Origin of the sequence: Hyphomicrobium denitrificans 1NES1 (genome assembly GCF_000230975.2) — a bacterium.
GTDB classification, from domain to species: domain Bacteria; phylum Pseudomonadota; class Alphaproteobacteria; order Rhizobiales; family Hyphomicrobiaceae; genus Hyphomicrobium_B; species Hyphomicrobium_B denitrificans_A.
In genome coordinates this window covers 1,953,353-1,967,615 of the sequence record NC_021172.1, presented here as the reverse complement: position 1 = coordinate 1,967,615, position 14,263 = coordinate 1,953,353, and the positions used below count along the sequence as shown (strand labels likewise).

Genomic DNA, 14,263 nt, shown 5'->3' with positions numbered 1-14,263 from the left:
CGTTTGTCGGGGCGTAGCTCAGCCTGGTAGAGCATCTGCTTTGGGAGCAGAGGGTCGCGTGTTCGAATCATGTCGCCCCGACCAATATTTTCAAAATGTTACGCCAGACGTGGAGGCGTTGTACAACATCAACCACCGGTAACGCTGGGTTCAGGAAGGGCACTTCGCGCTGCTGTCCAGTACTAGGCGAACATTCCAGCTAGGTGAGACCAAACAGGCGCTTGATGCGAAGGCGCGGCGATAAATCGACGGCTTCCAACTTCGCGCCGAGACCCGGGATGTACTGCTCGCGGCCGCACGCGACCGCGTGCGAATAAATATCGGCGAAGAACGCTCGCTCCTTGCACTTCTTGAGATTAATCCTGCCAAGCATCGCCGGGCGGTAGGTATTGTCGGTGAAAATCGGCGGGATGGAACCCGTCGCAATGAGAAACATCAACTTCGTTCGGACGCATTTGGCGCAGCGTCCACAATTGTGGGGACGCGACTTGCTATCGGTGCAAAAGGAGATGGCGTCGCATGCCATCTTGCTTTTAGCGATGGCCCCGATCTTTTCCGTTCTGGAGTGGTCGCTCGTAACTGTTCTGACAGACCAGTCGGAGCCAGCGAAATACCTATTCGTGACATGGTTTGTGCCCCACGGCCACGACATCATGTCCTGCTCCCACGTGTAGTCGGCCGCGATTTGCGCAGTCCCAAAAACGTCAGAAAGTAAGCCGGCGCAGCCGGCCAGGGTAAATCCATGCAGGATGCCCGCTTTGCCGTACCGCGCGACATCGGTTCTGATCGTGATGCGCCGGATTCCAAAATTCTTAAGCAGGGGTTCTGTTTTTTCGATCAGTGCTCGAAACTTATTGTCGTTGTCCGGCTTGTAATCCATCCCGTGTATCGTCAGCGCATGCGAGGGCAGATCGAGCTTATGTGCTGAAATCAAATGATACGTTGAATCGACGCCTCCGGAATAAAGCGCGATGACGGCCCGCTCGCCGCGTTGCGGCGACACGACTTTCGATGCGGAAATCTTCACGGGGCGTAGCACCCCGGGACTCCACATTGCCCAGATGCGGGAGAGCTTTTCGCCATTTGCAATGACGACGGGATCAACAGGACCATCGATTTCGATATCGCGTCCTGTAAGCATCGCCGTCGGGAGTGCATGCCAGACCACGAAGCTATGATCGGAAAGCTGCGGGAGTTCTACACCTTCTACTTGATAATTGATCAACGGGCCGTTGCCGCTCGTCAGCTTGACTTGGTTGCCGTCCTGCTCGGCCTTCCACATCGCATTTCGCCTTTTCCCATCAGTTAGTGATGCTGCTGCGCAAACCACAGAAGAGCAGCGCGGAAATACTTCGGCACGCCTGTTCTGGCGGAAACCGATATTATCGGCAGTTCAAATTGTGCCGGAAATGACAACTATCCACAGGCGCATAGACATCCGTCACACTAGCGGATGCCTGGTGGAGATATTTGCCGCAACTTCGTCGAAACAAGCGGCGATCGCCTTTTCCGCACTTGCGACGTAGCTCCTGCGGCGAGTTTCATCAGCGTCGCTCCATGCTCCGAGAGCAAATAGCGCCTGCAGTCGCGTTGTCGACTTCACCGTGTCCATGTCAATGAGTTTGTGCGAGAGCTGAGCGTCTTCCAGGAGGCCTTCCATTTTGTGTGTAATAGTTCTCACTGCCAGGAACGGTACGCCGAGCCGCATGGCGAGACACACGCCGTGAAATCGCCCCGAGACGATTAATTTAGTCCCATCGGCAATCGCGCGCAGGAATGCGTCCGGAGAGCCGACAGCGCACCCGAAGCGGTCCGCCGTGAAAGATCCCGGAACCATATTTCCAATTTTGTGCCGCACCTCGTACTTCATGATCCGCAGAAATGCTTTTTTGCTTGAAAACAACGGCATTTGCGGGCGCGTCCGCATTGGAAGAAACGGGGTGTGTGTCCGGCGGGCAAACGCATGGAGGGTTCGATTGGCGGAGTTCAGAGTTGAATCCGTCACAAAGACTTTGTTGCCCGGCGTCCACTCAAGGTTTGCAGGAATGTCGATCGATAACGTCACGTCAGGACAGAGCTTCGCAGAAGCACCATACGATCTTGCCCGATCGAGACTTCGCCGCTCTCGACAGAAGACCGCTGTTAAGGCCGGAAATCCTTTGATGACCTCTTCTTCACACTCATCCACAACACCGTTGAGGACGAAGCATGGTATGCCTATCTCTCGGGCCTGACGGGCAACCCGAGAAATCAAGAGAGCCTTCGGACTTCGGACGTGCAGCGCGCCTTCCCCATTGATGACCACGCCGTCGAAAGAACTTAACTTCGCAAGATCAAATCCCGAGCCGACCGCACGTGAGGAGATGACGTCAACACCCCTGCGCTCAAACTCGTGCAATATCACCTGTACGACCAGCGCACTGCCCTGATGGCCTACGGTGCGCGTGTCCCCTATCAGTAGAACTTTTGGTCGGCTCGCGCCCGCAACGAATGTTCTTTCCGACTGCAAGTGAAACCACGCCTCAGAATGATGATCTCTCAACGTAAAGAATCTCGGACACATGATTGCGGCGATAAAACGGACCGGTAAATTCCGACTTCTGGCGGCTTAGAAATTTCCAACCGATTGGGAGAACGCGCTAAGCCAAGATTTAATTTTGTTCGATCGTCGTAGTTTCCTGCGGTATCGCCGCTGGCCGTTATGTTCGTGGAAGGCGCGCTCATAAAGGCCGCACTGTTGACATGAACCCCTGTGGCCGCACTCGTTGGGCCAACAACGAACTTTAGCGATCCTGTCAAGGAGCAGGCGTTCTAGGTGCAAATTCCCTGCAGACTTCACGAGGATGACTTCATCTTTGAGAGCTGTTTCTCTCAAATAGGCGGCGAGAGCTTCGACGTTAGCGAATGCGCGGAACTTTCCGCTTTCAATGTCTGCCGCCGGTGCGCGCGCCTTATGCACCCATGGTCCCACAAAGCAGACCTCGTCTGCGATTTTGGCGGCGGCAGCGTAGGTATCCTTATATTTTTTCGTGGCGTTGCCTGCGTAATCGCTTATCTGCTCCATGATGAATCGCTTCTTGGGCGCAGCGAGGGTCTTCAGCGCCTCCAACGGGAGAAGGATGCTGTGATAGGGTGCCTTGACAGTATCAAGAATTATTCTCGAGCCGTCCGGCACAACGTGCAGGCTCATGCGTTCTACAATCGGCTCGAATGATTCGATCCGCACACGAACGGTTTCTGAGGGAACGCCGAGTTCCAAAGCTGTGGTGGCTGCCGCTGCGACAGTGAGCCAATTGTGGGCGCCAAGGAGCTGAGTTTTTAGGTGAATACTTTGGCCGCCGCCGGTTAGCGTAAGGAACAGAAAGCCATCTGTGCCTGTACCGACTTCTCTTGCAATATAGTCTCCGCCCATGGTTCCAAAGGTGATCGAACGCGCCCGCGTCAAATCCGCCATAGCCCGAACGTGCGGATTGTCGAAGTTCAGGACGACGAGCCCATCGTCGGGAACTGCCTCGACCAACGCCGCTTTCTCCTGTGCCACCGCTTCAATGGTTCGAAATGCCCTGTAGTGTTCAATGGCGACGAGGGTGATCACGGCGACATCGGGCTTTATGAGTTTCGCTGCCCGCGGTATTTGACCGATTTCTTTCGTGCCTTGCTCGATCACGGCGTAGCGGGTATCGGAACGCAAGTTCAGCAATGAATCGATGGCATGCGAGTATCCGTTGCATAGAAATTGCGATGAGACTTTCGCGTCGCCCGCCAGGATATGTGAAAGTAAAGCAACGGTTGTCGTCTTAACGCTGCTGCCAGTGACGGCGATGATGGTCCCCGACGTTCTTTTGCGTTTGATTTTAGCGCACGTTTCCCGCGTTTTGAGCTTCATGTAATGCTCAAATGTTTCGTATTTGCGTGACAATTGACTGATTTCCCGAAGCACTTCGAGCGCCTCCGAAAAATATTAAATAGCATTCGGAAATACCGATCCTTGGCCAAGTATAGCGGCTTCGTCCGATCGAGACAGTTGCTGGGAAGTGGCGCGCTGTGGATAAGCAGCTCAGTAATGTGGGTCTTAGGAAGGAGGCACAAAGCACCCAAATAGAACCCGGCAGACGGTTTGAGAGGGAACCCAGTATGGCGATAACTCAAGGTCGCGGACGAATGGCTCCGTTGGTGGCCGCGCGAGTGATGGCGGGGCGGATTACATGGGAAAAAGCAAGCCGCAATGAGGAAGCGCTGTATATCGCTTTCCCCGTCGTCTCTTGCCTTTGACCTAGGTTACAGCTTATTTGGGGGCAGAGGGCCGTGTGGTTGAATCATGTCGGCCCGACCAATGTTCAAGAAAGTCGTCTGAGGACTGCCGATGACCGCGCGCATCTATAAACCAGCCAGGACAGCGATGCAGTCCGGCGAAGCCCGCACGAAAGAATGGGTCCTGGAGTTTGCGCCGGCAAGTCCGCGTGCGCCCGACCCGTTGATGGGGTGGACGAGCACCCGAGATACGCAATCGCAGGTGCGGCTCGAGTTCGATACGAAGGAAGAGGCGATCGCCTACGCCACGCGCGAAGGGCTTAGCTACTCGCTTGCCGAGCCGAAGCTCAGGAAGCCGATCCGCAAATCCTATTCCGACAATTTCCGGTTCGGCCGCACCACCAACTGGACGCATTAGATTTATAGTTGGGCGACTCCGCAGAGCGGAGCCGCCCCGGCTTGCGAAATTTAACCGAACAGCGCCACGGCCTTCACAAGCGTATTCCAGACGCCCCACAGGAATGGGATCCCGACCGCGAGCCATGCGATCAGGACGGCGAAGCTGAAGCCGCCGAAACCTATGCCGTGTGAGCCGTCCGGCAAGGTCGCGGTCGAAGCCTTCGTCTGCAGCGCGGCAATCTGCTCGTCCGTCATCATCCGTTTTTCATGCACCGGACGCACGAGCGCGTTGGCAATAAGGCCGATGAGCAGAAAACCGGTCAGGATGTAGAGCGTGTAATCGTAAACATCGGCGCGCGGAACGCCGGCTGCAATTTGAGTATCGCGAATGTAGCCGATTACGAGCGGGCCGAGGATGCCGGCAGCCGACCATGCGGTCAGCATACGGCCATGGATGGCACCCACGAATTGTGTGCCGAAGATGTCGGCCAGATATGCAGGCAGCGTCGAGAAGCCGCCACCGTACATGCTGATGATGATGCAGAGAGCGCCAGCGAAAAGTGCAACCGACCCCATGTGCGCAAATGTCGGAGCCAGCACATAGAGGATCATGCCGAGTATGAAAAAGCAGAAATAGGTGACTTTGCGCCCGAGGGAATCGGATAGCGAGGCCCAGACGAAGCGTCCGCCGCTGTTGAAGAGCGAAAGAAGGCTGACGAAGCCGCCCGCGATGCCGGCGATAGCAGCATGCTGCGCGGCATTGAGGTCTCCGAACCTCAGACCATCGTGACCGATCAGCGAGCCGCCGAATATTTCCTGGAGCATCGGCGAAGCCATCGACAGCACGCCGATGCCTGCCGAAACGTTCATCCACAACGCAATCCAGATCAGCCAGAATTGCAGAGTCTTATGCGCGTCGTTGAGATGCACGTGGCCATTGGTGATCAAGGCATGCGCGCGATCGGCTGGCGGCGCCCACCCGTCAGGCTTCCAGCCGTCGGGTGGCACGCGATATCCGAACGCGCCGCAAAGCATGAAGACGAGATAGATGCAGCCCATGACGGCCATCGCTTCTGCGACGCCGACCGACTGGTCGCTCTTGAAATGGTTCATCAACAGAATGGCCAGTGGCGAGCCGATCATCGCGCCGCCGCCGAAACCCATGATCGCCATTCCCGTCGCCATGCCGCGGCGATCCGGGAACCACTTGATCAACGTCGATACGGGCGAGATATAGCCGAGCCCGAGACCAACGCCGCCGATCACGCCGAGCCCCAGCCAGAACAACCAGAGCTGGTGGATGTAGATGGCCAGCGCTGAGATCAGAAAACCGCCACCCCAGCAGAGTGCCGCGGAGACGCCTGCGCGGCGTGGGCCAGCGCGCTCAAGCCAGCCGCCGAACACCGCAGCGGCCAGTCCAAGAAAGACAATTCCGAGCTCGAACGTCACGAGCAGACTGCTAACCCGCCAGTCGCACGACGTTGTGAAGAGTTCCTGCATCAGCGACATGTCGGGACATGTCGTGGGCTTCGAAATACCGAGTGCTTGCGCAAGCGGCAGCCAAAAGACGCTGAGCCCGTAGCTCATGCCGATGCAGAGATGGATTGCAAGCGCGGCAGGCGGAACAAGCCACCGGTTGAAGCCTGCGCGCGCGACGATACGCTCGCGGTCTAGGAGCCCTGATGTTTCCTCGGAAGCAACAGCTGCCATTTGCCCTCCCCCACGTATACGTTGTCGACGATAACTTTTTGGGGCTGTTCTTGCACACGGGCTGCGACACAATCAACAGATTCGCCAGCCCGTCGGCCAAAACGATTGATGCCGGCAATGGCTTGCGCTCGGGCGATGCGGCGATTATCGGTTTTTCGGACCTTATGCTGCGTCGCGTCGCTAGTTCGTCTGTTAAGGTAGAGTTTGTGTGGCACTGCACCAACGATGATCCCGTAGCTCAGTTGGATAGAGCATCTGCCTTCTAAGCAGAGGGTCGCAGGTTCGAATCCTGCCGGGATCGCCAATGTTTCTAAGCGTTTCACACTCACAAACATGGAAGATGCTAAAGTGCCCGATTTTTCACGGGGACGCAGGTTCAAACCCTCCTTGCGCTTGAATACTCAGTTCGCCTTCTGATCAGCGGGGTTGGAGGCTCCAGTGCCTCATAGCCCCACCAATTAAATGTCACCCGCCGTATCGCCCTCGGACAGCGTCTTTGCTGCATCCTCCGGTCTCCGATCAGCCCGTCGCTGATCATGAGATCGAAGTGTCGCGCCCGTGTTCACGTAAACATGCATTGACAATGCATGTTTAAAGACACACTTCAAACCTGCATCACGCACGACGGCGAGACTCGGCATAAAGGCCGGCGCGGTCGTGATTAAACCCCGCCAAGAAGAGGAGTGGGACATGTCTGAGCAAACCGCTAGCTCAACTCAAAACGAGATTGATGTACGTCAACTGATTCCGATCAAACGACATGAGAAAATCTTCCAGCTCGTTGACGCATTGGCCCCAGGCGCCTCGTTCGTACTGGTCAATGATCACGATCCCAAGCCCCTTTATTATCAACTCGAGGCCGAGCATCCGAAGCAGTTCTCTTGGACGTATGTCGAAAAGGGACCTTCGGTGTGGCGCGTCGAGATTGGCAGAATTTCGAAGGCGGTGTGACGCAAAAATAGAAGTTCTTCGGCGTCGACCATGGTGTCGGCGCCGATCATGCGAAGGGATTTGGCGATGGTTGGGGTCGCGCTTTCCCGCTGGACAATGACATATTTTGCCGTGGCATTAGTCGCGCTGCTTGTGGCTGAGTGCCTTATGGCGGCGGGCTTCGGCTATCCAGCGGTGGCGGCAGGCGCGCCTGAAACGCTCGCCCTGGTCCATATCATTTCAATCGGCTGGTTGAGCCTTCTGATGTGTGGGGCTCTTTTCCAATTCGTACCGGTTCTCGTGGCCAGCCCGCTTCACGATAGTTCACTGCCGTTGCCGACTTTAGGATGTCTTGTCGCCGGTCTCATCGTTCTGCTTCTCGGCTTCCTGAAACTAGGAGGAGAGATCGATCTTGAATTTTCCTATTTTCCGGTGGCCGCAGCGTTGCTCTCGCTGGGCTTCGCACTCGTCTTGTGGAACCTTGGACGTACGCTGTGGGCCGCGCGTCCTTTGCCGCTTCCCGCGCGTTTCGTTGTCGTTGGGCTTTTCAGTGCTGCGGCGACCGTGTCGCTCGGCGCCACATTTGCTCTAGTGCTCGGCGGAACCAGCAACGGTACTCTGCTCAATATTGCGTCCTTGGGTCTGCCCATTCACATCGCAGCAGGGCTTGGAGGGTGGCTAACGTGCACGGCAATAGGCGTGAGCTATCGCCTCCTGGCCATGTTCATGCTGGCTCCCGATCTTGACGGACCAACGGCTCGCGGTGCCCTTTATTCCGGAGCCGTAGCATTGGCGGTTGCCGTTGTCGGGGGAGTGGTGGCGATCTTTGCCGGTGGCAACCTCGCCGCCGTCCTGGGCGCGGCTGGATTGTTGGGGCTTCTCGCTGTCGTTCTTTACGGGCGAGATGTTCTTTTCCTCTATCGCGCGCGCAAGCGGCGCAAGATCGAGCTGAACAGCCGGATGGCGGGCTTGGCGCTTGTGAACCTTGCGATGGCCACGACGTTGATCATCGTACTTCTCGGCGCCGGTAAATTTGAACACCACGTCGCCGCTGTCGTATTCCTTGTCGCTTTCGGATGGCTAACGGGTCTGGGTCTTTCCAAGCTTTACAAGATCATACCGTTTCTGACGTGGCTTGAATGTTATGGACCTATCATCGGCAAAGCGCCGACGCCGCGCGTGCAGGATCTCGTGACTGAAAATCGCGCCATCAAGTGGTTCGTACTTTACTTTTTTGCAGTTTGGGCAGCGACAGCGGCTCTGTTTCTCGAAGCTCCCATGGCATTCCGCGGAGCTGCTGCCGCGATGCTTATCGCGACAATCGGAATTGTCGTTCAGCTCGTGATGTCTCGCAGACTGGTCGACGTCAAGGCGGCTCTGCGTTTGCCGGATGGCGTTCGCAAACCAAGACTTCTGTTCTCACGTGCCCCATAAGCCTGAAAGGAAAGCGATCATGCAGACAACGTTCGTGGATGTCGATGTTCGGCCGATTTTGCGCGCGGGCGGCGAGCCCTTCGAAAAAATCATGGAAGCGGTGAATGCGCTGGGGCCGGGTCAAGGCCTCCGACTTTTTGCGACATTCAAGCCGACGCCGCTTCTGCACGTGCTTGACTCGAAGGGCTTCACGCACGAGGCAAAGGAACTCGACGGTGGAGAATGGGAGGTGTTGTTCTCGCCCTCCGGTGCGCCCTCCAAAAATGAAAACCCGGCCAGTGCTGCAGCCGGCCCCGACAGCCCATGGCCGGAACCCATGACGCATCTCGACAACCGTGATCTCGATCCGCCTGAACCACTGGTACGAATTCTCGCAACGACCGAGTCCATGCAGCCCGGTGAGGTGTTGTCGGCCTTGCTTTGCCGCGAACCGCTATTTTTGTTTCCCGAGTTGGCGAAGCGCGGACATAGCTGGCGCGGCGGCTTCGAACCGGACGGCAAAACCTACAAGGTGCTGGTGCGCATAGGTGAGCATAGCGGGAGCGCCGCATGACCATGGAAACGGCGGAGAATATTGGCGAACAGGTCAAGGACGTCCTGCACTCCGTGATCGACCCGGAACTCGGATACAATATCGTCGACCTGGGATTGGTCTACGACGTGGCGGTCGCAGATAGTGGCATTGCCCACATCATGATGACGACGACGACACGCGGGTGTCCGGCGACCAACTATCTTGTGGAAGGCGCGCGGGCTGCCGCGGAAACGGTGCCGTCTATTCAGGCCGTGGAGGTCGAGTTGACATACGATCCGCCTTGGGAGCCGTCCATGATGAGCGACGATGCAAAGGAGCATCTTGGTATCGGGGCCGGCTGGTGACATCGGAAACGGCCACGTCTGATGTGCAGACAGGATCGCCAACTCCGTTGGTCGATGTTTTGTTGTCCAGCCTTGAAGCGCTCATGGCGGCAGATCAGGCCGAGACAGCTTGCCGTTTGGCGGGCAAAGCCTGTGCTGCGCTGCGTGGCCGGGATCAAGCCGGTTGGCGACGCTTCAACGCCTTCCTGCATCGCACGGCGAAATACGTATCGATAGAAGATGCGTGAGCATTGCAGCGGTGTCGGCGAACTCAAATGTCGCGATTGAGGCTTGTGGGCGGTCGGCCGGTTTTTTTGATTTATGAGATCTGGGAGCTGTCGGAATATAATCGCAATCGATTTGACTTGTGAGCGTTCAAGCTTAGTTTTCTGATGCAGAGAAATTCCGGATCCTTGGCAAAAGCTTTGCGCGACGTGCATGCTTGCCGGATTTGCGAGGCGCAGTTGCCGCTCGGCCCCCGGCCCGTCGTGCAACTCGGAAGCACGGCACGACTTTTGATCGTCGGTCAGGCACCGGGGAGGAAAGTCCATCTGACCGGTGTGCCATGGAACGACACGAGCGGCGACCGGCTGCGTGATTGGCTTGGAATCGACTGCGAAACTTTTTTCGATGCAACGAAGGTTGCTTTGCTTCCAATGGGATTTTGTTATCCTGGCGTCGGAAAATCGGGTGGCGATAATCCGCCGAGGCCAGAGTGTGCCCCCTTTTGGCATGAACGCCTGTTGAGGCATCTTCCTGACGTTCGGCTTACGCTTCTGGTCGGTCAATACGCGCATCGGTACTATTTGGATTTGGGTGGAAAGTCTTCCGTCACCGAAACCGTCAAGGCGTTTTCGACGCATGGGCCGCATGTCTTTCCATTGCCGCATCCAAGCTGGCGCAGCACGATCTGGATGCGTAAAAATCCGTGGTTTGAAGCTGACGTAATTCCTGAGCTTCGGAAGGCAGTGCGGAAGTGTTGCTGACTTCCGTGCCGTTCACATGGCATTCGTAGTCCCATCAGCCTCTGAATGGCGATTGTTTTTGCCACTCGCTTTCTTGATTAAGCTGCAGTGTTTGCCACATATACGGAGACGAAGACGAAAGAGCGATAGCGGAGCGCGTCAAACACAAGAGAAAGCCATGGAATACGTTCAGATAAAACGCGTCTACGAGCCGCCACAAAAAGCGGATGGCTGTAGGGTGCTTGTGGATCGAATTTGGCCGCGGGGGCTCAGTAAGCACGATGCACGGATCGACCTCTGGATGAAGGACATTGCCCCATCGACGGAGCTGCGCAAATGGTTCAACCACGACCCGGCGCGGTGGAAGACTTTCCAAGAAAGATATCGCGCTGAATTACGCCAGCTTAGCGAAAAATTGAATGAACTCAGGGCCCGCGCTCAAAAGGAGCGCATCACTCTCGTCTATGGCGCCAAAGATACCGAGCATAACCAAGCTTTGGTTCTGCAAAACGTGTTGATGGGGCGTAAGTCGGCTCATTGAAGCTCTGCCGCCTTGCGCGGAATTTGAGGAGGAGCGCGGTTTGGTGCAGGCACGCTTAAGCAGGTTGGCATGCGCAACGTTGATGCGTTTACTTGGAAATTCCCGCGCATCTATGTCGATGAATTGAATATCGGATCCGTATTCGCTCAGAGTGTTATTGCTCAATTCCAATCCTATATTCAATTTATTCGCCGCAGCGACCGCTAAACTGATCGGCGCTCTAGGCCAGTCTCTTATCGTTGCAGAAGGGCGGTCCTTATGCTGATTGCAAGCCGGTTATTCTGCGCTGTCAAAGGAGATAGATATGTCCGACTCAATTTATCCGACGCAAGTGCATGATCTCTCGAAGAAACGGAAGGAGTTATCGCCGGAAACCGAAGCCGCCTTTCAGGCATTCAGCCGGCAGGTATTTGCCAGCGGTGCATTGCCGGCAAAGATCAAGCAAATCATTGCGGTTGCGGTGGCACACGTCACCCAGTGTCCCTATTGCATAAAGGGTCACACGAAGGCTGCGTTACGATCTGGCGCAACGGAAAAGGAGCTGATCGAGGCGATCTGGATTGCAGCAGAAATGCGCGCCGGTGGCGCTTACGCGCATTCCGTTTTGGCGCTCGACGAGATGACAAAAGTGCCTACGGTTCCGCCAGAGGTTCGCACGTAGTCGATTGGCATCGGACTGGCGGCGATGCCTCGCAGCAGAGTCTGTCGCCAGAATTTTCCGCAGAGTTTGATCCCAGCCGGATGGCCTTGAGGTAGAGCCTGCCCGTCGTGGAAGGACGGGGTGACGTCGCTCTTCCAGAGATGATCGCTGGCGGTGAGTCGACTGGAAAAGCCATGCTGCGTTCCGGCAGAGATATCACTCCGAAACTGCCTGCAATCCGACGCGACCAAAGACGCATTTTATTCGCGCGACAGCGCGTTGGGACGCATGGAGGTAGGGTTATTGACTACGGGACGACCCGGGCAATACAACTTGCCTAGGGCTAATTTATGAGCAATGTCATGCACTGAAAGGGGGGATCGCCAGAAGTAGCGAAGGGAGCAAAAGCCGGTTGCGATCGGTGGCGATACTAAAGATCCAGCTAGAGAACGGGTGAAATGACTAGTGGTCCTCGGCCCATTGTCCGGATCGCAATGATCTCGGATAACAATTTTGTGTTGCCAACAAGCGTTACCATGACCTCGCTCAAAAAAAACAAGCGCGAGGGAACGAACTATTCTCTGACAATAATCGGAGATAATATCTCCGAAGAGAATGAACGCCTCATGTCGAGCATGGCCGACGCTTCATTCGGCGTTCAAATCATTCGTCCGGGAAGAAGTTTTGAAACGCTGCACAAGGCGAAGGAAGGCTCCTTTGCGGCCGCGACGCCAGCCGCGCTATTGAAGTTCGCTTTGCCTGAACTCCTGCCGCATCATGATCGCGTATTGTATCTCGACGGCGATCTCATTGTCAGAGACGATCTATCGGATTTATTTTTCAGTGATATAGACGGATACGTCGCTGGCGTTATCAGCGACAGCGGTCAAATTTATTTCAAGCACGAGTGGGTGCGGAGAGTTGGAAACTATTTTAATTCCGGAGTTATGCTTTTAGATTTGAAGGAGATGCGGCGGTCGAATGTGACCGAGCTTCTGATTAAAGCAAAAAAAGAAAATTGCGATGGGTCTTTACTCGATCAGAATGCATTTAATATCGTTTTTGATGGCCGAGTTAAGTACCTGTCGATAAAATATAATTGTTTGTGTTGCAACCTCGTGCGGGCGAAAAAGAAATTCAGTATCGCCGACATTAACAATCTATTCGGCACCGACTATGCAAATCTTGACGAAGTGCTGGCGACCTCGTGCATTGTGCATTTTTCGTCGAAAGACAAACCATGGCGTTATGCCGACGTTCCTTTGGCGGAGGAGTGGTATCGGTATTATTACGAGTCGCCATGGGCTAAGAAAAATCGACCTGACGCCAGTGTTGCCCCTGCCGTTTCTGTTATCATCCCGGTTTATAATATCGAGAGTTATTTGCCGGCATGCTTGGATGACGTTTTATTTCAAACGCTCGAGGATATCGAGGTTATCTGCATAAATGACGGTTCGACGGATCGGTCGTCGGCGGTGCTGGAGGCCTATAGCAGGCGCGACAAGCGTCTGATGGTTCTTCAGCAGGAAAATAAGGGACAATCGGCTGCGAGGAACGCCGGGATTGCGCGCGCGCGGGGTAAATATATCTACTTTATGGATGGCGATGACTTATTAGATCGGAACACGCTTAATGCCCTCTACGAATCGGCAAATTCCAACGATCTCGATATTATCTACTTCAATGGAGCCGCGTTCTTCGATACAGAGGAGCTGCGTAACACTTATGGCCACTATAGCACTTATTATCCCCGAAAGGCCGAATATCCGGACATATTAGAAGGGCCATCAATGCTCGTGCAGATGGTCAATAAGGGAGATTATAAGGTTTCTCCGTGTCTTCAAATGATTAGCACTGAATTCCTTAGAAAGAAAAACGCTCGGTTTTATGAAGGAATAATCCATGAAGATAATCTCTTCTCTTTGCAGGTTATCTTGCAGGCGCGCCGTGTCGGGCACATGAATTCAACTTTTTTTCATCGCCGCGTTCGTCCTGGATCAACGATGACGAAGAAAAAGGATGCACACGGTTGCCTGAGTTATTTGATCAACGCAGTGGAAATGATGAAACTTGCTGACGGAGCACGGTCCGATGTGCTTGGTGCTATAAACCGTCAGATATCAGGCATGTTTTATTATGCGGTGAATATTTTCTTCACGCTCAGTGAAAAAGAGGTTTCAGGACTGAAGGTACCAAAGGAGTCGATGGAGTTTCACCTCATCCAAGTTATGAAAAACTCCGCGCGCGCCGCCCTGGACCGTCTGACCGCCGAGCAAGAAAGACAAATCAATGATCTAGTCGACAGTGCCGAGCACCACATCACGCAGCGCGAGTACAAACGTGCGCGGCGGAAGCTCAGAGACGCGCTTCGCATCAAGGACGACAGGAGGATTCGGCGTCGTTTAGCCGCCACCAATAAGTTCTGGATCGTCCGTGCACTCTCCCGCTCCTCACCGTTGAACGCGCGTGCGCCCAATTGCTAGGGGCCGGGGTCGAGGAAAGGCCCTGGGCCTCTCCGGAGTAATCTGCAACGCG

The 14,263-nt window shown here is 55.2% G+C and carries 14 protein-coding genes and 2 tRNA genes; 12 read left to right on the top strand and 4 right to left on the bottom strand.

Going from position 1 to position 14,263, the window contains the following annotated elements:
• Positions 1–7 precede the first annotated feature (7 nt).
• Positions 8–84: transfer RNA gene (locus HYPDE_RS09385), tRNA-Pro, on the top strand.
• Positions 85–199: 115 nt separating this feature from the next.
• On the opposite strand, the gene HYPDE_RS09380 is transcribed toward HYPDE_RS09385, so the two are convergent.
• The 3 genes from HYPDE_RS09380 to HYPDE_RS09370 all read right to left on the bottom strand — a co-directional run bounded on the left by HYPDE_RS09380 (position 200) and on the right by HYPDE_RS09370 (position 3,940).
• Complete coding sequence (locus HYPDE_RS09380; protein ID WP_015598196.1) at positions 200–1,282, bottom strand: hypothetical protein; 1,083 nt, start codon at positions 1,280–1,282, stop codon at positions 200–202.
• A gap of 159 nt (positions 1,283–1,441) precedes the next feature.
• Positions 1,442–2,542, bottom strand: coding sequence for a polysaccharide pyruvyl transferase family protein (locus tag HYPDE_RS09375; RefSeq protein WP_244437585.1), 1,101 nt, complete (start codon positions 2,540–2,542; stop codon positions 1,442–1,444).
• A gap of 66 nt (positions 2,543–2,608) precedes the next feature.
• A complete protein-coding gene (locus HYPDE_RS09370; RefSeq protein WP_041320279.1) occupies positions 2,609–3,940 on the bottom strand; it encodes a Mur ligase family protein in 1,332 nt (443 codons plus the stop codon).
• A 423-nt stretch (positions 3,941–4,363) separates the two neighbouring features.
• Between HYPDE_RS09370 and HYPDE_RS09365 the strand changes: the two genes are divergently transcribed.
• A complete protein-coding gene (locus HYPDE_RS09365) occupies positions 4,364–4,669 on the top strand; it encodes an ETC complex I subunit (protein ID WP_015598192.1) in 306 nt (101 codons plus the stop codon).
• 50 nt (positions 4,670–4,719) lie between these two features.
• On the opposite strand, the gene HYPDE_RS09360 is transcribed toward HYPDE_RS09365, so the two are convergent.
• Complete coding sequence (locus tag HYPDE_RS09360) at positions 4,720–6,360, bottom strand: OFA family MFS transporter (protein WP_015598191.1); 1,641 nt, start codon at positions 6,358–6,360, stop codon at positions 4,720–4,722.
• Positions 6,361–6,587: 227 nt separating this feature from the next.
• Between HYPDE_RS09360 and HYPDE_RS09355 the strand changes: the two genes are divergently transcribed.
• The 10 genes from HYPDE_RS09355 (at position 6,588) to HYPDE_RS18470 (ending at position 14,211) form a co-directional block, all read left to right on the top strand.
• Positions 6,588–6,664: transfer RNA gene (locus tag HYPDE_RS09355), tRNA-Arg, on the top strand.
• Between the two features lie 386 nt (positions 6,665–7,050).
• On the top strand, positions 7,051–7,311 hold the full coding sequence (locus HYPDE_RS18775) for a DUF2249 domain-containing protein (RefSeq protein ID WP_081625107.1): 261 nt from the start codon (positions 7,051–7,053) through the stop codon (positions 7,309–7,311).
• Between the two features lie 66 nt (positions 7,312–7,377).
• Positions 7,378–8,724 carry a hypothetical protein gene (locus HYPDE_RS09350; RefSeq protein WP_041320277.1) on the top strand — a complete coding sequence of 449 codons (1,347 nt, stop codon included), beginning with the start codon at positions 7,378–7,380 and terminating at the stop codon, positions 8,722–8,724.
• 19 nt (positions 8,725–8,743) lie between these two features.
• A complete protein-coding gene (locus tag HYPDE_RS09345) occupies positions 8,744–9,277 on the top strand; it encodes a DUF2249 domain-containing protein (protein ID WP_015598187.1) in 534 nt (177 codons plus the stop codon).
• Positions 9,274–9,603, top strand: a complete 330-nt coding sequence (locus tag HYPDE_RS09340; RefSeq protein WP_015598186.1) for a metal-sulfur cluster assembly factor — start codon at positions 9,274–9,276, stop codon at positions 9,601–9,603. Before HYPDE_RS09345 ends, HYPDE_RS09340 begins: the two co-directional genes overlap by 4 nt.
• Positions 9,600–9,830, top strand: coding sequence for a hypothetical protein (locus tag HYPDE_RS09335; RefSeq protein WP_015598185.1), 231 nt, complete (start codon positions 9,600–9,602; stop codon positions 9,828–9,830). The genes HYPDE_RS09340 and HYPDE_RS09335 overlap by 4 nt, the downstream gene beginning before the upstream one ends.
• Before the next feature lie 144 nt (positions 9,831–9,974).
• The gene (locus HYPDE_RS09330) at positions 9,975–10,568 is read left to right on the top strand and encodes a uracil-DNA glycosylase family protein (protein WP_015598184.1); all 594 of its coding nucleotides are present in this window, start codon (positions 9,975–9,977) and stop codon (positions 10,566–10,568) included.
• A gap of 157 nt (positions 10,569–10,725) precedes the next feature.
• Positions 10,726–11,088, top strand: coding sequence for a DUF488 domain-containing protein (locus tag HYPDE_RS09325; protein ID WP_015598183.1), 363 nt, complete (start codon positions 10,726–10,728; stop codon positions 11,086–11,088).
• A gap of 304 nt (positions 11,089–11,392) precedes the next feature.
• Positions 11,393–11,749: a carboxymuconolactone decarboxylase family protein gene (locus HYPDE_RS09320; protein WP_015598182.1), complete on the top strand. Its 357-nt coding sequence runs from the start codon at positions 11,393–11,395 to the stop codon at positions 11,747–11,749.
• A gap of 437 nt (positions 11,750–12,186) precedes the next feature.
• Complete coding sequence (locus HYPDE_RS18470; protein WP_081625106.1) at positions 12,187–14,211, top strand: glycosyltransferase; 2,025 nt, start codon at positions 12,187–12,189, stop codon at positions 14,209–14,211.
• Positions 14,212–14,263 lie beyond the last annotated feature (52 nt).

Bases quoted from the DNA above. Each gene is read 5' to 3' on its own strand.
- HYPDE_RS09380 (WP_015598196.1), bottom strand. From the start codon at position 1,282: ATGTGGAAGGCCGAGCAGGACGGCAACCAAGTCAAGCTGACGAGCGGC.
- HYPDE_RS09365 (WP_015598192.1), top strand. From the start codon at position 4,364: ATGACCGCGCGCATCTATAAACCAGCCAGGACAGCGATGCAGTCCGGC.
- HYPDE_RS09360 (WP_015598191.1), bottom strand. From the start codon at position 6,360: ATGGCAGCTGTTGCTTCCGAGGAAACATCAGGGCTCCTAGACCGCGAG.
- HYPDE_RS18775 (WP_081625107.1), top strand. From the start codon at position 7,051: ATGTCTGAGCAAACCGCTAGCTCAACTCAAAACGAGATTGATGTACGT.
- HYPDE_RS09350 (WP_041320277.1), top strand. From the start codon at position 7,378: ATGGTTGGGGTCGCGCTTTCCCGCTGGACAATGACATATTTTGCCGTG.
- HYPDE_RS09345 (WP_015598187.1), top strand. From the start codon at position 8,744: ATGCAGACAACGTTCGTGGATGTCGATGTTCGGCCGATTTTGCGCGCG.
- HYPDE_RS09340 (WP_015598186.1), top strand. From the start codon at position 9,274: ATGACCATGGAAACGGCGGAGAATATTGGCGAACAGGTCAAGGACGTC.
- HYPDE_RS09330 (WP_015598184.1), top strand. From the start codon at position 9,975: ATGCAGAGAAATTCCGGATCCTTGGCAAAAGCTTTGCGCGACGTGCAT.
- HYPDE_RS09325 (WP_015598183.1), top strand. From the start codon at position 10,726: ATGGAATACGTTCAGATAAAACGCGTCTACGAGCCGCCACAAAAAGCG.
- HYPDE_RS09320 (WP_015598182.1), top strand. From the start codon at position 11,393: ATGTCCGACTCAATTTATCCGACGCAAGTGCATGATCTCTCGAAGAAA.
- HYPDE_RS18470 (WP_081625106.1), top strand. From the start codon at position 12,187: ATGACTAGTGGTCCTCGGCCCATTGTCCGGATCGCAATGATCTCGGAT.